Source organism: Streptomyces sp. NPDC088197 (assembly GCF_044741185.1).
Lineage (GTDB): Bacteria > Actinomycetota > Actinomycetes > Streptomycetales > Streptomycetaceae > Actinacidiphila.
This window is the reverse complement of record NZ_JBIUSD010000005.1, coordinates 44845-65319: the sequence shown is the minus strand read 5'-3', so window position 1 is coordinate 65319 and position 20475 is coordinate 44845. Positions and strand designations below refer to the sequence as shown.

General features: G+C 71.9%; 21 protein-coding genes. 11 read left to right on the top strand and 10 right to left on the bottom strand.

Annotated elements, in window-relative coordinates; genetic code table 11:
* The first annotated feature begins 13 nt into the window (after positions 1 to 13).
* Positions 14 to 1438: a sensor histidine kinase gene (locus ACIOC1_RS14635; RefSeq protein WP_401854368.1), complete on the top strand. Its 1425-nt coding sequence runs from the start codon at positions 14 to 16 to the stop codon at positions 1436 to 1438.
* Positions 1439 to 1510: 72 nt separating this feature from the next.
* Here ACIOC1_RS14635 and ACIOC1_RS14630 read toward each other — a convergent pair whose 3' ends face one another.
* Together ACIOC1_RS14630 and ACIOC1_RS14625 are read right to left on the bottom strand one after the other, a co-directional pair.
* Positions 1511 to 1954: a BlaI/MecI/CopY family transcriptional regulator gene (locus tag ACIOC1_RS14630; protein ID WP_355334889.1), complete on the bottom strand. Its 444-nt coding sequence runs from the start codon at positions 1952 to 1954 to the stop codon at positions 1511 to 1513.
* Between the two features lie 33 nt (positions 1955 to 1987).
* Positions 1988 to 2788 (bottom strand): polysaccharide deacetylase family protein, encoded by an 801-nt coding sequence (locus ACIOC1_RS14625; RefSeq protein WP_401854366.1) that lies wholly within the window; start codon positions 2786 to 2788, stop codon positions 1988 to 1990.
* A gap of 484 nt (positions 2789 to 3272) precedes the next feature.
* On the opposite strand from ACIOC1_RS14625, the gene ACIOC1_RS14620 reads away from it, so the two are divergent.
* From ACIOC1_RS14620 to ACIOC1_RS14590, 7 genes are all read left to right on the top strand, one after another.
* On the top strand, positions 3273 to 6854 hold the full coding sequence (locus ACIOC1_RS14620) for a choice-of-anchor D domain-containing protein (RefSeq protein WP_391047743.1): 3582 nt from the start codon (positions 3273 to 3275) through the stop codon (positions 6852 to 6854).
* Positions 6855 to 7187: 333 nt separating this feature from the next.
* Complete coding sequence (locus ACIOC1_RS14615) at positions 7188 to 7610, top strand: hypothetical protein (protein WP_391048217.1); 423 nt, start codon at positions 7188 to 7190, stop codon at positions 7608 to 7610.
* Positions 7607 to 8413 (top strand): transcriptional regulator, encoded by an 807-nt coding sequence (locus tag ACIOC1_RS14610; RefSeq protein WP_401854363.1) that lies wholly within the window; start codon positions 7607 to 7609, stop codon positions 8411 to 8413. The genes ACIOC1_RS14615 and ACIOC1_RS14610 overlap by 4 nt, the downstream gene beginning before the upstream one ends.
* Positions 8414 to 8516: 103 nt before the next feature.
* Positions 8517 to 8918, top strand: a complete 402-nt coding sequence (locus tag ACIOC1_RS14605) for a roadblock/LC7 domain-containing protein (protein ID WP_391047738.1) — start codon at positions 8517 to 8519, stop codon at positions 8916 to 8918.
* 143 nt (positions 8919 to 9061) lie between these two features.
* The gene (locus tag ACIOC1_RS14600) at positions 9062 to 9436 is read left to right on the top strand and encodes a hypothetical protein (protein ID WP_355334877.1); all 375 of its coding nucleotides are present in this window, start codon (positions 9062 to 9064) and stop codon (positions 9434 to 9436) included.
* Between the two features lie 253 nt (positions 9437 to 9689).
* Complete coding sequence (locus ACIOC1_RS14595; protein WP_355334874.1) at positions 9690 to 10136, top strand: ATP-binding protein; 447 nt, start codon at positions 9690 to 9692, stop codon at positions 10134 to 10136.
* 157 nt (positions 10137 to 10293) lie between these two features.
* Positions 10294 to 11064 (top strand): beta-glucanase, encoded by a 771-nt coding sequence (locus tag ACIOC1_RS14590; protein ID WP_401307382.1) that lies wholly within the window; start codon positions 10294 to 10296, stop codon positions 11062 to 11064.
* 15 nt (positions 11065 to 11079) lie between these two features.
* Here ACIOC1_RS14590 and ACIOC1_RS14585 read toward each other — a convergent pair whose 3' ends face one another.
* Complete coding sequence (locus ACIOC1_RS14585; protein ID WP_355334871.1) at positions 11080 to 11415, bottom strand: STAS domain-containing protein; 336 nt, start codon at positions 11413 to 11415, stop codon at positions 11080 to 11082.
* A gap of 167 nt (positions 11416 to 11582) precedes the next feature.
* Positions 11583 to 12299 carry an SDR family NAD(P)-dependent oxidoreductase gene (locus tag ACIOC1_RS14580; RefSeq protein WP_401854358.1) on the bottom strand — a complete coding sequence of 239 codons (717 nt, stop codon included), beginning with the start codon at positions 12297 to 12299 and terminating at the stop codon, positions 11583 to 11585.
* A 127-nt stretch (positions 12300 to 12426) separates the two neighbouring features.
* Here ACIOC1_RS14580 and ACIOC1_RS14575 point away from each other — a divergent pair, with 127 nt between their 5' ends.
* The gene (locus ACIOC1_RS14575; protein WP_401854355.1) at positions 12427 to 13038 is read left to right on the top strand and encodes a TetR/AcrR family transcriptional regulator; all 612 of its coding nucleotides are present in this window, start codon (positions 12427 to 12429) and stop codon (positions 13036 to 13038) included.
* Between the two features lie 39 nt (positions 13039 to 13077).
* Here ACIOC1_RS14575 and ACIOC1_RS14570 read toward each other — a convergent pair whose 3' ends face one another.
* The 4 genes from ACIOC1_RS14570 to ACIOC1_RS14555 form a co-directional block, all read right to left on the bottom strand.
* A complete protein-coding gene (locus ACIOC1_RS14570) occupies positions 13078 to 13914 on the bottom strand; it encodes a carbohydrate ABC transporter permease (protein ID WP_401854352.1) in 837 nt (278 codons plus the stop codon).
* Position 13915: 1 nt separating this feature from the next.
* The gene (locus tag ACIOC1_RS14565; protein ID WP_355334860.1) at positions 13916 to 14809 is read right to left on the bottom strand and encodes a sugar ABC transporter permease; all 894 of its coding nucleotides are present in this window, start codon (positions 14807 to 14809) and stop codon (positions 13916 to 13918) included.
* A complete protein-coding gene (locus tag ACIOC1_RS14560) occupies positions 14806 to 16065 on the bottom strand; it encodes an extracellular solute-binding protein (protein WP_391162622.1) in 1260 nt (419 codons plus the stop codon). Before ACIOC1_RS14560 ends, ACIOC1_RS14565 begins: the two co-directional genes overlap by 4 nt.
* 250 nt (positions 16066 to 16315) lie before the next feature.
* Entirely contained in the window at positions 16316 to 16696 is a 381-nt protein-coding gene (locus tag ACIOC1_RS14555) for a MerR family transcriptional regulator (RefSeq protein WP_355334854.1), read from the bottom strand.
* A 209-nt stretch (positions 16697 to 16905) separates the two neighbouring features.
* Between ACIOC1_RS14555 and ACIOC1_RS14550 the strand changes: the two genes are divergently transcribed.
* On the top strand, positions 16906 to 17844 hold the full coding sequence (locus tag ACIOC1_RS14550) for an alpha/beta hydrolase family protein (protein WP_401854350.1): 939 nt from the start codon (positions 16906 to 16908) through the stop codon (positions 17842 to 17844).
* A gap of 143 nt (positions 17845 to 17987) precedes the next feature.
* Here the strand turns inward: ACIOC1_RS14550 and ACIOC1_RS14545 are convergent, their stop codons facing one another.
* Entirely contained in the window at positions 17988 to 18581 is a 594-nt protein-coding gene (locus tag ACIOC1_RS14545) for a TetR/AcrR family transcriptional regulator (protein WP_401854347.1), read from the bottom strand.
* A gap of 122 nt (positions 18582 to 18703) precedes the next feature.
* On the opposite strand from ACIOC1_RS14545, the gene ACIOC1_RS14540 reads away from it, so the two are divergent.
* Complete coding sequence (locus ACIOC1_RS14540) at positions 18704 to 19732, top strand: NADP-dependent oxidoreductase (protein ID WP_401854883.1); 1029 nt, start codon at positions 18704 to 18706, stop codon at positions 19730 to 19732.
* Here the strand turns inward: ACIOC1_RS14540 and ACIOC1_RS14535 are convergent.
* Complete coding sequence (locus ACIOC1_RS14535; protein WP_401854345.1) at positions 19716 to 20390, bottom strand: Type 1 glutamine amidotransferase-like domain-containing protein; 675 nt, start codon at positions 20388 to 20390, stop codon at positions 19716 to 19718. The genes ACIOC1_RS14540 and ACIOC1_RS14535 overlap by 17 nt on opposite strands.
* Between the last annotated feature and the right edge of the window lie 85 nt (positions 20391 to 20475).

Here is a 20475-nt window from a genome sequence, read left to right as displayed (position 1 = left end):
GCCGCCCGCCCGCGTGCGACGTCCGGGCCGGGCGGAACGCCCGAGCCGCGCCGGGCAGCAGCCGCGCGCGGGGCGGGCGCGCCGCCGAGGTCTGTCCGGCACGCTGCCCGCGACCCTGCGCGGCCGACTGGCGCTGCTCGCCCTCGTCACCACCGTGCTGTGGGTGGCGCTGCTCACCGCCGCGTTCAACGTCGCGCTGCACGAGATACTGCGCCGCCAGGCCGACGACCTGCTGCGCACCCGCGCCGCGGCCGTCGCCGCGACCGTCGACATCCGCGCCGACGGGACCATCGCCGTCCGGGAACCGGGCGACGACGGCGCGCTCGACAGCGGCATCTGGATCTACCGCGGCGCCCACGTCGTCGAACGCCCCGCCGCTCCGGAACCGCTCCAGCGCCGCGCGGACGCCCTCGCGGGCAAGGGGACCCGATTCGCCGACACCTCCACCCCGCGCTCGACCCGGCTGTACGCGATGCCGCTGGGCAGCGGGGGAGTTCAGGTCGCCACCGTCGTGGCCGCCGCGAGCCTGGAGCCGTATCTGCTCACCGCCCGTTCGGCGCTGGCCGGTTCGCTCGGCCTCGCCCTGCTGCTGGTCGGCGGCGTCTACCTGGTCACCCGCATGGTGATCGGCCGCGCCCTGCGCCCGGTCAGCACCATGAGCGACCAGGCGTCCCGCTGGAGCCGGTACGGCGCGGCGCAGCGCTTCGGCGCGCGGGAGGCCAGGCCCGCGGAACTGGCCGCGCTGGCCGCCAATCTGGACCAGCTCCTCGACCGCCAGGCGGCCGTCCTGCGGCACGAACAGCAGCTCACCGCCGAGCTCTCCCACGAACTGCGCAATCCGCTGGCCCGGATCACCGCGGAGACGGACTGGCTCACCGCCCGCCCCCGCACCGCGGACCAGTCCCGCTCCTCCCACCAGGCCATCGCCGCCGCGGCCACACAGATGGCGCAGATCTGCCGGACACTGCTCAGCGAGGCCCGGCAGCCGTCCGCGGCGGCGGCGGGCCGCTGCGCCGCCCTCGACGTCGCCCGCGCGGTCGCCGACCGCAGCCGCGCCGAACACCCCGAGGCGCCCCCGGTCACGGCGTCCGGCGAGCCGGTGGACGTCGGCGTCACCCCCGAACTCCTCGAACGCGTCCTCGCCCCGCTGCTCGACAACGCCCGCCGCTACGCCGCCCGCGCGATCGCCCTCGAATGCGTCCGACTCCCCGACGGCGCGCGGGTGTTCGTCGCCGACGACGGCCCCGGCGTTCCCGCCGGACACGCCGAGGCCGTCTTCGAGGCGGGCCGCCGCTTCGGCTCGGAGACGGACGCCCACGACGGCGCCGGGCTCGGCCTCCCCCTGGCCCGCCGCCTCGCCCGCGCGGCAGGCGGCGACATCACCCTGGTCCCCGCACCGCGCGGAGCCCGCTTCCAGGTGACACTCCCGCCGGGCTAGGGTCCGTTCCGCGGATCACGAACAGCCCCTCGGCCCCTTCGGCGCTGGCCCGCCCGCCCGTGCCCGACGTCGTCAGGACCGGCGGCCGCGCGGGCGCCGCGCCGGGCGGGTGCCGGGAGCGGCGCCGGTGGCCTGCCCCGAGGCGTGATCGCGCAGCAACCGCTCCAGCAACCTCTCGTCCTCCGCTGGCAGTTCGGAGACGAAGCGGGCCAGGACGGCCGCGCGGTCGCCGCCGGCTTCCAGCAGGTCGCGCATGCCGGCCGCCGCGTGGCCCGCCTCGTCGCGCACGGGGGAGTAGAGGTAGCCGCGTCCGGCGCGCTCGCGGGTGACCAGGCCCTTGTCGTGGAGGCGGGTGAGGATCGTCAGGACGGTGGTGTAGGCGGGTTCGCCCGCGACCTGTTCGCGTACGGCGCCCGCCCCGGCCGGCTCGCCGACGGCCCACAGCGCCGCGAGGACTTCGCTCTCCAGCTCGCCCGGCGCGCGTCGCCCGGCGGCCGGGCCTTCCTGCTCGGCCACGCTTCCCGCTCCTTCGTAGAAATCCTCACGGTACTACGGCACGACCTGGCCGCCCCGGCCCCGGCCGCCCGACCAACCGGCCACCGCGAGACCCCCGTGATCGCGCAACGGGCCGACCGTCAGGCCGCGTTCCTGACAGAAGTCGAGAAGGCGGGGGAGCGCCCCGAGCGTGTTGCGCCACGACCCGGTGGCCGAGGCGCAGTCGGAGTCGTGGAGCAGGACGGTGCCGCCGCCGCGCAGGTCGCGGGTGACGGTGTCGAGGACGGTCCGCGGCGTCGCGCGCCCGCGCCAGTCCTCGCCCCAGGCGGTCCACAGCACCGGCGTGAGTCCGAGGCGGCGGCAGGCCAGATGCGTACCGGCGGTCATGACGCCGTACGGCGGCCGGTAGAGCGTCGGCGCGCCGCCGGTGAGGCCGCCGACGAGGTCGCGGGCGCGGGCCAGGTCCTCGTACGTGGTCCAGGGGCCGCGCAGCAGCGCGGGCCGGTGGGTCCAGCCGTGGATCGCGACCTCGTGGCCCGCCTCGTACATCTCCGTGACGAGGCCGGGGGAGCGGACGGCCATCGAGCCGAGCAGGAAGAAGGTGGCCCGCACACGGCGGGTGTCGAGCAGTCGCAGGAAGTGCGGGGTGGACAGGTGGTCGGGGCCGTCGTCGAAGGTGAGCGCCACGCTGTCGGGCCGTCCGCGTCCCGACAGCCGCGGCATGAGCCGGTTGCGCAGCGGCCCGAAGGTCGACAGCGCGGGCCCGGCGTACGCGGCGGCCAGCGCGGACGCGGCCACCGCACCCGTGCGCAGGACGGTACGGGCGACGGTCCGCCGGTCGGAATGAGGAGTCACGGTGATCGGCCTCCTTGCGGGCGTGGGCAGCGGGAGCCGGGCATGCCGGACCCGCGCCCCGCGGTGACCTCGGCGGACGGCCCCGGCCGGGGGCTGCCCGCGAATCTACTACACGTTGTAGAAGGTGGACGAGGTGCCCGTCGATCGGAGGGCGCACGGGGCGAGCGGCGGCGGTCTCCCGAATCCACGGACGGGCAACATTGGATCTTGCGAGAGAAAGTAGAGATTGAGCAAAGATAAGTTCGTATATTGCGCTGCCGTGTCCACGACATTACGGTTCCCCTTGCGCCGTCACCCCCCCACCCGCCGACCGCTTCAGCGCAACGCCCCAGTCGCCATCCCCTTCACCGCCACCGCGACGGGCCGTGTCCCAGGCCCGCTCCGGCGTCGGCGGCCCAGCTCCGCGTCACCTCGCTTCCCCATGCCCTCGTACGGCTGTCCGCACGGCGCAGGTCCGGCATTCCGTGTCGAAAAGGAGCAGACGTTGTTCCAGCCCATCAGATCCCTGAGGCGCACCATCGCCGTGGGAGGCACCACCGCGCTGATCGCCGCCGCGGGCGTCATCGCCCTCGCGGCCCCACCGGCATCGGCCGCCGCAGCCACCGGCGGCAGCGGCGCGAGCCTTCCCTACGTCGAGGTGCAGGCGGAGAACTCCGCCACCAACGGCACGGCCATCGGCCCGAGTTTCGCCGCGGGACAGCTCGCCGACGAGGCGTCGTACCGCAAGGCGGTGACCCTCTCGGGCAGCGGCAAGTACGTCACCTTCACCACCCCGGTCGCCACCAACTCGATCGACTTCCGCTACAGCATCCCCGACGGCTCGGGCGGCTCGGTCTACACCGCCCCGCTGTCGTTCGCGATCAACGGCGCCGCACAGCCCGACTTCACCCTCACCAACGCCTATAGCTGGTACTACGGCAGCTACCCGTTCACCAACACACCGGGCAGCAACCCGCACCACTTCTACGACGAGGTCCACCGGCTGCTCCCGCAGACGTATCCGGCCGGCACCACCTTCACCCTCCAGACCAGCGGCTCCAGCGCCGCCACCACCATCGACTTCGCCGACTTCGAGCAGGTCGGCGCCGCCCTCCCGCAGCCGTCCGGCTCGGTCTCGGTGACCAGCCAGGGCGCCGACGCGACCGGCGCCGCCGACAGCACGGCCGCCTTCAACGCGGCGATCAACGCGGCGGGCCCCGGCGGCACGGTGTGGATCCCGCCGGGCACCTTCAAGATCCCCCGGCACATCACGGTCAACAACGTCACCGTCACCGGCGCGGGCATGTGGTACTCGACGGTGACCGGCGCGGCGCCCGGCTTCTACGGGCTCGGCGAGCCCGACAGTTGCGGAGTCGGCGGCAACCGCGGGGTGAGCAGCAACGTCCACCTCTCCAACTTCGCGATCTTCGGCCAGGTCGGCGAGCGCAACGACTGCGACCAGGTCAACGGCATCGGCGGCGCGATGAGCAACTCCACCGTCTCCAGCCTCTGGATCGACCACCTGAAGGTCGGCGCCTGGATGGACGGGCCGATGGACAAGCTGACCCTCAGCGGTCTGCGGATCCGGGACACCACCGCCGACGGCGTCAACTTCCACGGCGGAGTGACCAATTCGACCGTCACCAACAGCGAGATCCGCAACACCGGCGACGACGGCATCGCCACCTGGGCCGACGCCGCGCTCGGCGCCGACGCCAACGACACCATCTCCAACAACACCGTGGAGACCCAGATCCTGGCCAACGCCATCGCGATCTACGGAGGCCACGACAACACCGTCAGCGGCAACCTCGTACGGGACACCGGACTCGCCCAGGGCGGCGGCATCCACGTCGGCCAGCGCTTCACCTCCACCCCGGTCGGCACCACCACGATCTCCAACAACACCCTGATCAGGGCGGGCAGTCTCGACCCGAACTGGCAGTTCGGCGTCGGCGCGCTGTGGTTCGACGGCAGCCAGGGCGCCATCACCGGCCCGATCAACGTGACCAACGCGCTGATCCAGCAGAGCCCCTACGAGGCGGTGCAGTGGGTCGAGGGCACCGTCAGCGGGGTCAGCCTCAACAACGTGACCATCGCGGGCGCCGGCACCTTCGCCCTCCAGGAACAGACCGGCGGCGCCGCGAAGTTCACCAACGTCACGGCCACCGGCATCGGCGCCAGCTCACCGATCTATAGCTGCGAGGGCAACAACTTCACCGTCACCGACGGCGGCGGCAACTCCGGCATCAGCGGCACCCCGTTCTGCGGCGGCTTCCCCACCCCCGTCTTCCCGCCCTACCCGGCGGAAGGCGTGACCGCCAGCCCGAGCGCGCTCAACTTCGGCTCGGTCGCCACCGGTTCGACCAGCGCCGCCCAGACCGCGACGGTCACCAACCCGACCGGCTCGGCCGCCTCCGTCTCCGCCATCACCACCAGCGGTGACTTCTCGCAGACCAACACCTGCGGCACCTCCATCCCGGCCAACGGCTCCTGCACCGTCAGCGTGAAATTCGCGCCGACGGCGACCGGAGCGCGTGCCGGGACACTGACCGTCGGCGCGGGCGGCAACACCAGCACCGTCGCCCTGTCCGGCACCGGCACCGCGCCCGGCCCGATCCTGGGCACCAACCCGGCGAGCCTGTCCTTCGGCGGCACGGTCGTCGGCGCGACGGCCGCCCCGCAGACCGTCACCGTCACCAACTCCGGCACCACCACGGCCACCGTCTCGGCCGTCGCGGCGACCGGCGACTTCACCCAGACCAACAACTGCTCGTCGCTCGCGGTCGGTTCGTCCTGCGCGGTGACCGTCACCTTCAAGCCGACGGCCGGCGGCACCCGTAACGGCACGCTGACACTGACCAGCAACGCCAACAACAGCCCGACCACGGTCGCGCTCAGCGGCGCCGGAATCGACAGCAGCACCGACATCGCCGCAGGCCGCCCGGCCACGGCGAGTTCCGCCAACGGCACCTTCGTCGCGGGCAATGTCACCGACGCGGACGCGTCCACGTACTGGGAGAGCGCCAACGGCGCCTTCCCGCAGTGGGTCCAGGTCGACCTCGGGCAGAACTACGCCGTCGGCAAGGTGACCTTGCGGCTCCCGCCGTCCACGGCGTGGGCCACCCGTACCGAGACCCTCTCCGTACAGGGCTCCACGGACGGCACCTCGTTCAGCACCCTGTCGCCCTCCGCCGCGCAGACCTTCGACCCGAGCGCCAACAACAACACGGTGACCCTCACCTTCCCCGCGGCCACCGCCCGCTACGTACGGATCAACGTCACCGCCAACTCGGGCTGGAGCGCCGCCCAGTTGTCCGGCCTCCAGGTCTACCCGAGCGGCGGCACCAACCCGTCGTCCGCGACCTTGTCCGTCACCCCGACCTCGCTCACCTTCGCCTCCCAGGCGCCCGGCACCACCAGCGGCGCGCAGAGCGTGACGGTGACCAACACCGGTACGGCCGCCGCGTCGATCAGCTCGGTCACCGCCTCCGGGGACTTCTCGCAGACCAACACCTGCGGCACGTCGCTCGCGGCCAACGCCAGTTGCTCGGTCGCGGTGAAGTTCACCCCCACCGCCTCCGGCACCCGCACCGGCACCCTGACGATCAGCGGGAACGCCTCCAACAGCCCCACCACCGTGGCGCTGACCGGCACCGGCAGCGGCACGGTGAGCACCAACCTGGCGGCGGGCAAGGCCACCAGCGAGTCCAGCCACTCCGACGTCTACGGGTCCTCCAACGTCACCGACGGCAGCCAGAACAGCTACTGGGAGAGTGCCAACAACGCCTTCCCGCAGTGGGTCCAGGTCGACCTCGGCTCCGCGCAGAGCGCGAGCAAGGTCGTCCTCCAGCTCCCCGCGGGCTGGGGCGCCCGCAACCAGACGCTGTCCCTGTCGGGCAGCACCGACGGCAGCACCTTCACCACCCTCAAGTCCTCGGCCTCCTACTCCTTCGACCCCGCCTCCAACAACACGGTCACCCTCACCTTCACCGCGGCCACCGCGCGGTACTTCCGGGTGACGGTCACCGCCAACTCCGGCTGGCCCGCCGGGCAGATCTCCGAATTCCAGGTCTGGAACACCTGACCCGGACTGACCTCCTCCGGCCCGGCCCGGACTGACCTCCTCCGACCCGGCCCGACCCGGCCGGCGTCCCTGAGTACAACCGGCCCGGCCCCTCGCGTGCGATACGCGAGGGGCCGGTGGCGCTCCGGGGACGGCGACCAAGCGCGGACGGCCGGACGGAGGGGGAGCATTTTATGCCCAGTGCGGTCATGTACCGCTGGAAATTGCCAGAAGTCCTTCGCGCGAGTGCCACCGTGCGTAACGTGACGGTCACTGCCGATCCGTCGGCGGGCCAACAGCGGCCTCACGCAGGGGAGTCGGGTGTCCGGGATAGACGAGTGCCTGCGCGAGGCCATGACGCTGCCGGGAGCCCGGGGCGCCGCTCTCGTGGAGTGGATCAGCGGGCTCTCCCTCGGACAGGTCGGAGACGCGCCGGGCGGTGACCCCGAGACGGCGGCGGCCGAGACCGCGGAATTCGCGCGCATGGCCGTGGAGCACTCGGCGTTCGAACCGGCGGAACCCCTCGGCTCACCGCGCGGCGGGACCACGGAACCCGCCGCGCCCGCCGCTGCCTCAGGACCCGCAGACACCGCCAAGGGACTGCCGGTCGAGGACGTCATCGTCGTCACCCGCACCGGTTACCACCTGCTGCGCTTCGTCGAAGCGCCCTTCGACGGCGGGGTGTTCCTGCACCTGTGGCTCGACCGCGAGCACGCCAACCTCGCCCTCGCCATGATGCGCGTACGCGACCTCGCCGAACGGCTGGTGCTGGCATGACCGGGCCGCTGTCACCGATGCTGCTGCGCCTGGCCGAGGAGGGCGCGACCGGCGCGCTGCTCCGGGACAGCGGGGCGCTCTACCTCGCGGACGGCGTCGTGGTGCACGCCGAGAGCCCGGCCACCCCCGGCATCGACGTCCTGCTGACCGCCGGCGGCCGACTTCCCGTCGAGGTGTGGCAGGAGGCGGTGGACGCCGCCGGAGCCCGCTGCCGGACCGCCCGCCACCTCCTGGAGCACCGCAGGATCTCCGCCGCGGAACTGGAGATCAGCCACCTCGGCGCGCTCTACGACGCCGCCTTCTTCGTCCTCGCCGCGGGCAGCGGCCCCACGCGCTTCCGGCACGGTGTCGTCCACTGGTTCGGCCCCGTGCGCCCGGTGCGGGTGGCCGAGGTGGAGCGCGAGACCCGCCGCCGCCGCGGACTCCTCGACGCCCTGTGGCCGTATCCGCAGCTCGACACCGCCCCCGTCGTCCGCCGCAGGGCCGCGTGCCTGCCGCCCGTACCGCGTCGGCAGCGGGCCCTGCTGGACCTCGCGGACGGGGTACGCACCCCGTCCGCCATCGCCACCGTGCTCGGCAGGCCCACCTTCCACGCGCTGGTCGACGTACGGCGGCTGGCCGCCGCCGGGCACTGCGAGACCCCGCGGCGCGCGGCACCGCCAGCAGGGCAGGGGCGGCCACCGGGACGGGCACAGGAAGCCGCATCCGCACCGGCCACCGCGGACCGCGCCGGGTACCTGCCGGGACCTCCCGACGTCGGCACGCTCCGCAGGGTCCTCGACGCCTTGGAGGCACGACCGTGAAGCGCACTCCCGCCCGCAGGACCGGGACCGCACAGATATGAGGCGCGTCGTGCGACAACGCGCCGACAAGAAGGTCGGAAGGAGAGAGGAGAGAAGGAATCTGATGGCGCAGGAGGCCGAGATACGCGAGGAACTGCGGCGGCTGCGGGCCCGGCTGCCGCACGCGACGGGCGCGCTCGCCGCGGGCGTCGACGGCATGGTGCTCGCCCAGGAGGCGGACACCGTGGAGGCCGAGGGAGTGGCGGCCCTCACCGCCGCGGCGCTGGGCGTCGGCCTGCGGCTGACCGACACCGCGTCCCACGGCCCCTTCCGGGAACTGCTGGTCCGCGGCGAGCAGGGATACGTCGCCATCTACGCCGCGGGCACCGCCTGCGTGCTCACCGTCCTGGCCGGACCGCAGGTCAACGTGGGCCGGCTGCACATGGAGGCCCGCCGCTCCGGCGCGCACATCGCGCACCTGGTCGACGGCGACCCCGAGCCACGGGAGGACGCCCCCACACCATGACCACCCGACCCACCCGGACCGGCGGCGCCCGCCACCGCGCGCCCACCGCCCCCGACGCGGCAACGGCATCGACCGTATCCACCGCGTCCACCGCATCCACGTCAGCACCGCACATGAACCGACCGGAAGGAAGCCCAGCCATCATGGCCAACACCGAAACCGCCCTCAAGGACGCGATGACCTCGATCGACGGCGTCATAGGCGTCGCACTCGTCGACTACACCAGCGGAATGGCGCTGGGCACCCTCGGCGGGGGCAAGGAACTCGACCTCAACGTCGCGGCGGCCGGCAACACCGATGTCGTCCGTGCCAAGGCGCGCACCATGGAACTGCTCGGCCTCAAGGACGAGATCGAGGACATCCTCATCACCCTGGGCTCGCAGTACCACCTGATCCGGCTGCTCAAGGGCCGGGGCAAGAACGGCCTCTTCCTGTACCTGGCGCTGGACAAGTCGCGCGCCAACCTGGCGATGGCCCGGCACCAGTTGAAGCGGATCGAGAACGACCTGGAGCTGTGACCGGGCCGTCGCGCCCGTACGCCGTCGGCCGTGCCCACCGGGCCGCCTGGAGACGGCCGTCCTGCCGGGCGGCCGTCTCCGCGAGACATCCGTTCACGGCCCGCTCACCACCCGCCCGTAGCCCGAGCGCGCCGCCCGTCCGAGGCCCGCGTCCGGCCCGGAAGGAGAAGCCGAAAAAAAGATGGGTGTGAAGCGACTGGGGTGGGGCAGAAGCCCTGACGGTTGTGCCGGACAACCGGACAGGGGCAAGAACATGCGTTCCAGCGCGATGGCCGTGAACGGCCCGCATCAGCAGGCCGGGCAGGACATCTGGGCGGGAGCCGCGTACGACGGCGAGACCGGATCGATCGCGGCGGCCCGCGCCTTCACCGCCGACTTCCTGGCCGGTGTGACGGGCGGGCGCGCCCAGCCGATCCCCGCGGTCGTCGTCGCCGACGCGCAACTCGTGGTGAGCGAGCTGGTGACCAACGCGTGCAAATTCGCGCCGGGTCCCTGCGCGCTGAACCTGGAGATCCAGGGCACGGATCTGGTGATCACCGTGTGGGACACCGACTCGTCGATGCCGCTCGCGCGCGCGGCGGAGCCCGGCAGGATCGGCCAGCACGGCCTGGAGATCATCCTCGCGGTCTGCGAGGGCTTCGACGTCCGGCGCGAGCCGGTGGGCAAGCGGATCAAGGTGCGCGTCGCCCTCGGAGCGTGAGCGCCTGACCCGGTCAGGGGGCGTGGGCTGACGCGTTACGCGCCGCCCGCGCTTCCGCACGCTCCTGTTCGCGAGCCGCGCGGTGATCTTCACTGGGTACGGAGCGAGCTGCCCGCCTGAACTCTCGGCCGGATCTCGCCGAGCCACCAGGAGCACCGTGACCACCGGCCAGGACGCGGCTCAGCCGCCCCCTCAGCAACCGACCCCTCATGACCCGCCGCAGGCCCCGCCCCACGGTCCGCCGCCGCCCCGGCGCCCCCGGCGCGTGGTCTTCGACGCGCCCTTCACCGACCGCACGGCCTGGGCGGCGGGCCGCACCTCCGCCTACCCGGAGAGCGGCCGCAATCCCGGCGACAACAAACTCGACCAGATCGGCCCCGCCTACGCCCCCACCGCCGGGGGTGTCTTCCGCGCCCGGCGGGCGGCGGGCGGCGTCTGGCACACCGACCTGGTGTCGACCGAGTACGCCCCCGGCGGCTTCGAGCTGCTGCCGGGCGACGAACTCACCGCCACCTGCGTGGTGCACGCCCCGCAGGGCGCCTGGCCCGCGATCTGGACCTGGGGCCGCGACAGCGACGCGGGCCGCCCCCAGCCGGGCCACGGCGAGATCGACCTCTTCGAGTACCACCCCACCAACCCGCGGCTGCTCGAACTGTCCAACCACGTACGCCCCGGCGGGTTCGAGGCGGCCGACGTGATCGCGCCCGGCCGCCCCTTCGCACTCCGGGTCCGCTTCGACGCCGACGACGTCTGCTGGTCCATCGACGACGAGGTCGTCTTCCGCGACGGCCACGGCGTCGGCCCCGCCTGGCGCGCCTGGCCGGTGGTGAACATCAGCGTGTCCGCGGGCGCGTACGGGCACACCCCGCCCGACGCGCGCACCAGCCTGCTGCACTGGGAGTGCGCCGGACTCACCGTCACCCGCTGATCCGGACCCGGTGGCTCACGCCGTCGCCCGCAGTGCCTCCTCCGCCGTCGAGTACACCTTGAGGACGCGGTCCACGCCGACGATACGGAGCAGCCGCGCCAACTGCGGCGGCACGGCGGCGACTCGCAGGTCACCGTGCTGGTGGATGCTCAGCAGCAGATTGAGGAAGCTGGAATCGGCGAAGGTGATCCCGCTGGCGTCGAGCACCAGCACCCGGCCGGCCTCGGCCGCCTCGGTCAGCTCCTGCCGCAACGGCCCCAGCGTGTCCGCGTCGAGGTCGCCGTGCGGGGTGACAATGCGCGGGAGGTCGCCGACGACCGGGTCCCTATGCGCGTCGTGGTGTGTCGACATATGACAAGTATGTCCAGCGTCACGGGGGAGAGGAAAGAGCGGATCAGGGCGAACCCGAGTGCGCCCCCGTCGACGCGCGCCGGTGGAGCCCGATCCCAGGTCAGAAACTGATCGCAAGCGGTCGGAACCAGTCGCAAACCGATGGGCCCGCGGCGGCGGACCGTCCGCTAGGCGGAGCGGGCGTGGATCCCCATGCCGCCGGAGACGATCAGATTGTCGCCCGTGATGTAACCGGCGGCGTCGGAGGCGAGGAAGGCGACCGCCTCGGCGACATCGGCGGGGGCGCCGACGCGGCCGAGGGGAACGTCCTCGCCCCACGCGGCGACCGTCTCCCGGCCGATGCCCAGCTTGCCGTACGCGGGAGTGTCGATCAGGCCGGGGCTCACCGCGTTGACCCGGATACGGCGCGGGGCCAGTTCGATGGCGAGCGAGCGCATCAGAGGCAGCAGCGCTCCCTTGGCGGCGGTCATGGCCGCGCCGAGCCCCTCGCCCGCGCCGATGGTGAACACCACGGACGCGCCCTCGTTCAGCAGCGGGAGCGCCTTTCGCAGGGTGAAGAAGTTCCCCTTGACGTTGATGTCGAACAGGGCGTCGAAGGCGGCCTCGTCGGTGGACTCGATCGGTCCGGGCCGGGAGATGCCCGCGTTGAGATGGAGCAGGTCGAGGGAGCCCAGGTGCCCGCGCGCCCGCTCCACCGCCTGGTCGATGTCGGTGAGCGAACCGGCGTCGGCCCTGACGGCGACCACGTCGTGCGGCAGGCCGGAGCTGTCGACGCTGCCGAGGCCGGTGACCATGACGCGGTAGCCGCGCGCGTGGAGCAGTTCCGCGATGGCCTTGCCGATCCCGCTGGTGCCGCCGGTGACGAGGGCTGTCTTCGCTGCCACGGTCGCTCTCCTTGTCGACGCGTGGGGCGCGTGGACGGCCCCACTGATTGTCACCGTACGCCCGTATGGCAGTGACTGCCAAATGTTGTGTGAATGCCATGATGGCAGGCCGCGCTAAGGTGATGTCATGACGCAGGGAACAACGGGCGAGGGGCCGGCCGCGCCCACACTGTGGGACCGGACGCGGCAGCTCGCGGCCCGGGAGATCCTCGACACCGCCCTGCGGCTGTTCACACGGCAGGGGTACGACGAGACGACCATCGCGCAGATCGCCCGCGAGGCCGGTGTCTCGCAGCGCACCCTCTTCCGCTACTTCGGCACCAAGGAAGACCTCGTCGGCGGCAGCCAGGAGCAGTTCGTCACCCTGCTGACGGAGACCGTCCGCGAGCAGCCCGCCGACGCCGACGCCTGGCAGACCCTGCGCGCCGCCCTCAAGGCCGCGCTCTCCGTCCACACCGGTCCCGAACAGGCCCTGGAGCGCTTCCGCCTGATCCACCGCACCGACTCGCTGCGCGCCGCCTACCTCGGAAAGCGCGTGCGCTGCCAGGAGGAACTGCTCCCGCTCCTCGAAGCCAGGCTGGCAGCCTCGGGCGCCGACCGAGTACAGGTCCGCGCCGTCCTCGCCACGGCCTTCGGCTGCTTCGACGCCGCCACCGCGACCTGGATCGAGGGTGACGGCGAGGGCGACATCCTCGACCTCTACGACCGCGGCCTGGCCGCGGTCCGCGACGTCCGCTGACCGGGTCGCGGGCGTACCGCCGCGACTCCCGGCGGGGGCTCAGTCGTCGATGCCGGAGCGTTCGATGCCCGCCACGATGTGCCGCTGGAGGAGCAGGAAGACCAGCAGCAGGGGCAGGATCGACACCGCCGCCGCGACGAACAGCTCGTGGATGTTGACCACTTGGGCGGTGGTGAAGGTGGACAGCGCCACCTGCACCGTCCAGGACGACGTGTCCTGGCCGATGACCAGAGGCCACAGGAAGGCGTTCCAGGCGCCGATGAAGACGATCGTGGACACGGCCGCGAAGACCGGCCGGGAGTTGGGCACCACGATCCGCCAATAGGTGCGCCAGTAGCCGAGTCCGTCGACCTTCGCCGCGTCCTCCAACTCACTGGGAAAGCCCAGGAAGTACTGCCGGAAGATGAAGCAGGCGAACGCCGAGAAGATCGTCGGGATGATCAGGCCGCGCAGCGTGGAGATCCAGCCGAGCGAGGACACCAGCACGAAGCTCGGCACGAAGGTGACCGCGGCGGGCACCATCAGCGTGCCGAGGATCGCGTAGAACACCTGGTTGGACCAGCGGTACGGGATACGGGCCAGTCCGTATCCCGCCAGCGACGCCAGCACCACCGTGCCCACCGTCGTGGTGACCGCGATCATGGCCGAGTTGAGCAGCGACCGGGCCATCGGCACCGCGGGGTCGTCGAACAGCTCGCGGATGTTGGACCACTGGAGGTGGGTGGGGAAGAACGTCCAGTCCGGCGAGGTGATGTCCTGCTCGGCCGACAGGCCGTTGCGCACCAGCAGGTAGAACGGGATCAGGAACAGCAGCGCGAGTACCACGAGCAGCACCAGGCGCACCGCCCGCCCGAATCTGAGCAGGGCCTGCTCCATGTCAGTCCTCCCTCCTGCCGAGCCCGAACCAGCGGGCCTGGACGACGGTGACCACCGCGATGATCAGCGCGAGGACGACGGCGCCCGCGCTGCCCACGCCCAGGTTCTGCCCCCGCCCGAGCGCGGTGGTGTACAGGTACACCAACGGCGGCCGGGCGTACGGCGGATAGCCGCGGGAGTCGCTGAGCAGGTTGTAGAACTCGTCGAACGCCTGGAAGGCGTTGATGACCAGCAGCAGCGCCACCGCCACCGAGGTGGCCCGCAGTTGGGGCAACGTGATGTGGCGGAAGACCTGCCAGCCGGGCCGCGCGCCGTCCACCGCCGCCGCCTCGTACAACTGCGCCGGGATGCGCTGGAGTCCGGCGAGGAAGAGGATCATGTAGAACCCGGCCTGCAACCACAGCCGTACGGTCACGATCACCAGCCAGTACCACGGCGGGTGGGTGGTGGACAGCCACGCCGTCTGGTCGGCGCCGAACCAGCCCAGGACGGTGTTCGCCAGGCCGAACCGCACACCGTTGAAGATCGACAGCTTCCAGATCAGCGCCGCCACCACATAGGAGCAGGCGGCCGGCAGGAAGAACACCGAACGGAAGAACGCCTGCGCGTACCGGAGCCGGTTCACCATCAGCGCCAGGGCGAGCGAGAGCGCGTAGGTGGCGGGCACGATGAACAGCGCGAACACCCCGAAGGTGCGCAGGCTGTCGGTGAACGCCTGGTCGCCGAGGACGTCCGCGTAGTTGCCCAGGCCCACGAAGCGGTGCGGGGACACCGTGTTGTGCGCGTCGAAGAAGCTCAGATAGACGCTCCACAACAGCGGCACGTACGTGAACAGCGCGAGCCCGGCGGCGAATGGTCCGACGAAGACCCAGAACCACAGAGTGCGGTGTCTCACGACTTCTTCCGGACCCGCTGCAATTCGGAACTGGTCTTGCGCACCACCGACTTGAGCTCCGTGTCGGGGTTCGCGCCGTCCTTGATGATGCGGCTCAGCGCGTCCTGGTACGCGGTCTGGCTGGCCGGTGTCCACAACAGCGGCTGCGAGAAGCCGTGGTCGGTGGCGTACGAGACGGCGTCGGCCGCCGCGCCCTCCCGCAGCTTGGCCGCCTTCTTCGCCAGCGAGATCCGGGCCGGGATGTGGAAGCCGTAGGAGAGCGCGAAGTCCTCCTGGTACTCGGTCCTGTCGATCCACAGCCACTTGATGTACGCCTTGGCCTCGGCTTGGTGCTTGCTGCGGGAGTTGACGGCCGAGCTGTACGCGCCGACCGGCACCGTGGGCTTGCCCGCCGCGCCGTCCTTCGGGAACGGCAGCACCCCGAAGTCGTCCCCCAGGGCCTTCTTGACCGCGGGCAGCGCCCAGAGTCCGGACCACTGGAGCGCGGTGAGCCCCTGGATGAACGCCGAGGGGTCGGACCAGTCGGTCGGCGCGCCCAACAGCAGCGACTTGTCGGCGTAGAGCCGGTGGAACTTGGCCAGGGTGCGGGCGGCGGCCGGGTCGTCGAAGCCGACGGTGCCCTCCGGGGTCACCAGGCTGAGCCCGGCGGCGTAGAGCGGTGTACCGCCGAGCACCCCGGCGCCGCCGTCGTTGCCCAGGAACAGCCCCTTGACCTTCTTGGTGGTCAACTTCGCCGCCGCGTCGACCAGTTCGTCGAGCGTGGTCGGCGGCGCGATGTTCGCGGCAGTGAGCAGGCTCTTGCGGTAGTACAGGAGCTGCATGTCGATGACCTGCGGGACACCCCAGATCCTGTCCCCGTACGTCGTCACCACGGCCGGGTTGAAGTCGGCCTTCACCGGGCCGACCAGGTCGGTGACATCGACCACTTGACCGCCCTGGATCTGGTCCAGCGTCGGGCCGCCCTCGAAGACGTCCGGTCCCGACGAGGTGAGCAGCGCCGCGGCGGTCTGCTGGTCGTAGTCGCCGGGCCGCCACTGCACCTTGACGTTCGCCGCGGTGTACGCGTCGGCGTACCGGCGCACCGCCTGCTCCGTACCCGCCTCGCCGTACTGGTGGTACCACTGCTGCAAGGTGACCTTGCCGCCCTTGCCACCCCCGTCGTCCCGGCCGCTGTTCGACCCGCAGGCGGCGGCCAGCGCACCGGTCAGGGCCAGGCTGCCTCCGGTACCGAGCAGTTGTCTGCGGCTGAACGTCACTGCGTATCCCCCTAGTCAGAGTGGGTCCCGGCGATCTTCGCGCCGGACCATGCACCAACCATGCAGGGGAATTACGACAGCGACATTGCGCGAACGTGGCGGCACCCTGGGTGGCGGGGCGGGCACTCTGCGCGGTCGTCCGCGTGGCGCGTGGGTGCCCCCGTCGCACCCTGGGATCGCACTAGGCCGCTTGTCAGTCGGCGGGCGATGGGGGGATGAAGAGTGCCACCGCGGGACCGGCGCGACACCGTTAGCCGGACGTGTCCTGTCGGCAGGACGCGCCGGTGCGCAGGTTCACGGAGGCGCCGGCGATGACCGAGTCGAGCCGGTCGCGGGTGTGTGTCAGATCCGCGATGTGCCGGTCGATCTGATCACGCTCGACCGTGAGGCGATCCAGAAGCTCGGGCGTGGCCCGGCCGTCGATGACGCAGGGCGTGAGCGCGGCGATGGTCTTACTGGACAGACCGGCCGCGTACAGCTCCCGGATCAGATTGATCCGGTCGACCGCGGCCTCCGCGTAGTGGCGCTGGCCGCTGTCGCTGCGCTCGGAGACCAGCAGATCCTGCTCCTCGTAATACCGCAGCGCCCTGGTGCTGACGCCCGTGCGACGAGCCAGTTCCCCAATGCGCATGTCCCACTCCACGTCTCTGCGATCCGCGTCACAGCCACTTGCCTTTGACGTCAACGTCAGGTTTTAGCGTAACCAATGCGCCCTTCTCCCGGAGCTTCCTCCCGGAGAGCCCCGCTCCCCGAGCCACCGCCCGCCCGCCCGCACGCACCTCCGCACGCACGCCCGCACCTCCGCACGCCCGCACCCCCGCACCTCCGAAAGAGACACGCATGACCACGTATTCGGCGACCGGCCTCACCGGCCCCGCGCCCACCCCGACCGTCTCGGTCAAGCCGCTCGTCCTGCCCGCCCCGCACCGAGGCGCGGACCTGCGGGTACGGATCTCCGCCCCGGTCACCGGCACCCGCCTGCCGATCGTGCTGTTCGCGCACGGCTTCGGGTCCGACCTGGACGGCTACGGGCCGCTGGTCGACCACTGGGCCGCGCACGGCTTCGTGACCGTCCAGGCCACCCATCTGGACTCCAAGCGCTTCGGCCTCGCCGGGGACGACCCCCGTACGCCCGACCTGTGGCGCCACCGCGTCCAGGACATGAAGCGCGTCCTGGACGAACTCGGAACGCTGGAGGCGTCCGTGCCGGGCCTGGCGGGCCGGACCGACCACGGCCGTGTCGTCGCGGCGGGACACTCCTTCGGCGGTCAGACCGCGGGCATCCTGGTGGGGCTGCGTGTCAAGGACCCGCGGACCGGCCTCGCCGAAGACCTGTCCGACCCGCGGGTCATGGCCAGCGTCCAGCTCGCCACCGCGGGCAAGGGCGGCGCGGAACTCACCCCCTTCGCCCACGAGCACCTTCCCTGGCTCCGTGACCAGGACTTCTCCCACATCACCGCCCCCGGACTCGTCGTCGCGGGCGACCAGGACGACCTCCCCCTCTCGACCCGGGGTCCGGCGTGGACCACCGACCCCTACACGCTCAGCCGAGGCGACAAGAGCCTGCTCACCGTCCGCGGCGGCGAGCACTTCCTCGGCGGCATCTCCGGCTACCGGTCGGCCGAGACCACCGACGAGGACCCCGGCCGCGTCGCCCTCGTCCAGCAGGTCACCCTCGCCTACCTGCGCCACATCACCGGCGACGACCACACCGACTGGGAGACGGCCCGCTCCGTCCTCGCCGCCGCCCACCCCCTGGGACACCTGGAGTCCAAGTGACCCGTACGGCGCCGGGCCGCCTCCGACGATCGCGGCGACGCCGCTGATCCGCTGACGGCCCGCTCCTGTGCGGCGGCATCGCCGAGCCCGCGTGGACGGTGACGCGTGCGGACCAGCCCGTCGCGGACCCCGGCGCGACGGCCTCAGCCGAGGACCGGGGGGCGCGGCTGCCGGCCGGTGTCGGCGCTGTCCGCGCTCGTGAGGATCGCGCTCGCGATCACGTCGAAGAGGTGGTCGGCGCGGGGGGCGAGGGAGGGCTGGTCGCCGAGCCAGGCGAGCATGGCGACGAGGGCGAACAGGTCGGCGCCGTCGATGTCGTCGCGTGCCACGCCCGCGGCCTGGGCGCGGGTGAGGAGCCGCGCTCCGGCCGCGCGCAGGGTGACGCACGAGGCGTGGAGCGCGGATTCGGTGTCCTCGATGGCGGCGGCCATCAGGACGGTCACACCCCGGTACTCGGTCGTCCAGGCGACGCAGTCGCGCAGCCACGAGACGAGGGCGTCCTCGGGTGACCCCTGTGTCTCCAAGTCGGCCGCCCGCGCCGTCAGTTCACCGAAGCTCGTGTGGAGCAGGGCTTCGAGCAGGGCCTCCCGGGTGGGGAAGTGCCGGAGCAGTGTCGCCAGGCCCATGCCTGACCTGCGGGCGATGTCGCGCAGCGAGACGTCGACACCCTGCTCGGCGATGACGGCGCCCGCGACGTCGAGCAGGTGGTCGCGGTTCTTCCTGGCGTCGGCGCGCATGGGTCCCTCTTGACTATCCGGATCAGTGGTCCATATATTCGGATCAGTGGTTCGGGTAGGTGGACCACTGATCCGTTCAGCGTATCCCCCGGTGGGGGCAGGAGACGACGATGCCCACGAAGATGCCGTCAGACACGATGCGGGCGATCCGGCTGCACGAGCACGGCGGCCCCGAGGTGCTGCGTGAGGACCGGGTGCCGATCCCCGAGCCGGGACCGGGCGAGGTGCTCGTCCGCGTCCACGCGGTGGGCGTCAATCCTCCGGACTGGTACCTGCGCGGCGGGCTGACCACGGTGCCGGGGGAGCCGGAGTCGACCGTCAGGCTGCCCGCCGTTCCGGGAACGGACGTGTCGGGTGTCGTCGAAGCCGTCGCCCCGGACGTGGACGACCTCGCCGTGGGCGACGAGGTCTTCGGCCTTCTGCGCTTCCCCGGCTTCCACGGCAGCGCCTACGCCGAGTACGTGGCCGCGCCCGCGTCGGACCTCGCGCGCAAGCCGTCCGGCATCGACCACGTGCACGCCGCCGGGGCGCCCATGGCCGGGCTCACGGCGTGGCAGTTCCTCATCGAGGCAGGACACGACCACCCCTCGCCCTTCCAGGCGGCGCGGCACCGCCCGACGCCGCTCGACGCCGACAGCAAGGTGCTCGTCAACGGCGCCGCGGGCGGCGTGGGGCACTTCGCCGTGCAGTTGGCGAAGTGGAAGGGCGCGCATGTCACCGCCGTGGCGTCCGGCGCGCACGAGGCGTTCCTGCGCGATCTCGGCGCCGACCGGTTCATCGACTACACCAAGAGCCGTCCCGAGGAGCTGGTGCACGACGTCGACCTCGTACTCGACGCCGTCGGCGGCCCCGACAGCAGGCGGTTCCTGCGCACCCTCAAGCGCGGCGGCGCCCAATTCCCCGTGCTTCCCGGGGACTTCGACGCCGAGGAGACCGCGAGGCTGGGCGTCACCGTCTCGACCGCCCAGGTCCGCTCGAACGGCGCGCAACTCGCCGAACTGGGACGCCTGCTCGACGCGGGCACGGTACGCGTCGCCGTCGACAGCACCTTCCCGCTCGCCCGCGCGCGGGCGGCGCATGAACGGGCCGCCCGCGGACACCTCCAGGGCAAGATCGTGCTCACGGTCGAGCAGGTCACGGCGCCGCGTTGAACAGCTTCCAGTTCCCCTCGGAGACGATCTCGACGCCGTCGTCGGTCACCTTGATGGCGGTCTGGTTGTCGATGGCGTACGCCGGGGCCTTGAGCGCGGCGGCCCACCGCTCCGCCTCGGCCATGGTGTTCTCGGGGCAGCCCGGACTGTCGAGATGCGGGAAAAGGGAGAAGTCGACGACTCCCAGGGCGCGGTCGTCACCGGTGGGCGGCTGCCAGGCGACGAAGTGCTCCCCGACGCGGGGAGTCAGCACCATGCTCCCGGCGCTGAGCCCCACATAGACCGTGTCGTGCAGCGAGGGGAACAGGTCGGCCAGGCCGGACTCCCGCATCCAGTGGCACAGGTACAGCGCGTCGCCGCCGTTCACCAGCAGGACGTCCGTCTCCCGGACCCAGGAGACCCACCGCTCCTTGTCGATGCCGGGCAGCGCCGTGAGCTCCAGTACGCCGACCGACTTCCAGCCCAGCCCGGTCATGGGGTGAAGGGACTGTCCGCTGATGAAACGCCACGGCCCGCCCGGATCGCCGTACGGGCCCCCGTACCCGGCGGTGGGAATGCACAGGGCGTTGGCCTCGGCGATCGGTTTGCCCAGGAGATCGAGGAGCGCCTCCAGAATGCTGGCGTTCTTGACACCGGAGTCGGTAAGGAGAAGCTTCATGACGCCCCCGCACTGATCGCTCTGTGAAAGTGAGCGAGCGACGCTAACACACCCGCTGTCGGCAGAGCAGGCGCGCCGAGACCGG

Coding starts and splice junctions, on each gene's coding strand:
- ACIOC1_RS14535 (WP_401854345.1), bottom strand. CDS start 20,390: ATGAAGCTTCTCCTTACCGACTCCGGTGTCAAGAACGCCAGCATTCTG.
- ACIOC1_RS14540 (WP_401854883.1), top strand. CDS start 18,704: ATGCCGTCAGACACGATGCGGGCGATCCGGCTGCACGAGCACGGCGGC.
- ACIOC1_RS14600 (WP_355334877.1), top strand. CDS start 9,062: ATGGCCAACACCGAAACCGCCCTCAAGGACGCGATGACCTCGATCGAC.
- ACIOC1_RS14550 (WP_401854350.1), top strand. CDS start 16,906: ATGACCACGTATTCGGCGACCGGCCTCACCGGCCCCGCGCCCACCCCG.
- ACIOC1_RS14585 (WP_355334871.1), bottom strand. CDS start 11,415: ATGTCGACACACCACGACGCGCATAGGGACCCGGTCGTCGGCGACCTC.
- ACIOC1_RS14570 (WP_401854352.1), bottom strand. CDS start 13,914: ATGGAGCAGGCCCTGCTCAGATTCGGGCGGGCGGTGCGCCTGGTGCTG.
- ACIOC1_RS14545 (WP_401854347.1), bottom strand. CDS start 18,581: ATGCGCGCCGACGCCAGGAAGAACCGCGACCACCTGCTCGACGTCGCG.
- ACIOC1_RS14575 (WP_401854355.1), top strand. CDS start 12,427: ATGACGCAGGGAACAACGGGCGAGGGGCCGGCCGCGCCCACACTGTGG.
- ACIOC1_RS14605 (WP_391047738.1), top strand. CDS start 8,517: ATGGCGCAGGAGGCCGAGATACGCGAGGAACTGCGGCGGCTGCGGGCC.
- ACIOC1_RS14610 (WP_401854363.1), top strand. CDS start 7,607: ATGACCGGGCCGCTGTCACCGATGCTGCTGCGCCTGGCCGAGGAGGGC.
- ACIOC1_RS14555 (WP_355334854.1), bottom strand. CDS start 16,696: ATGCGCATTGGGGAACTGGCTCGTCGCACGGGCGTCAGCACCAGGGCG.
- ACIOC1_RS14615 (WP_391048217.1), top strand. CDS start 7,188: ATGACGCTGCCGGGAGCCCGGGGCGCCGCTCTCGTGGAGTGGATCAGC.
- ACIOC1_RS14595 (WP_355334874.1), top strand. CDS start 9,690: ATGCGTTCCAGCGCGATGGCCGTGAACGGCCCGCATCAGCAGGCCGGG.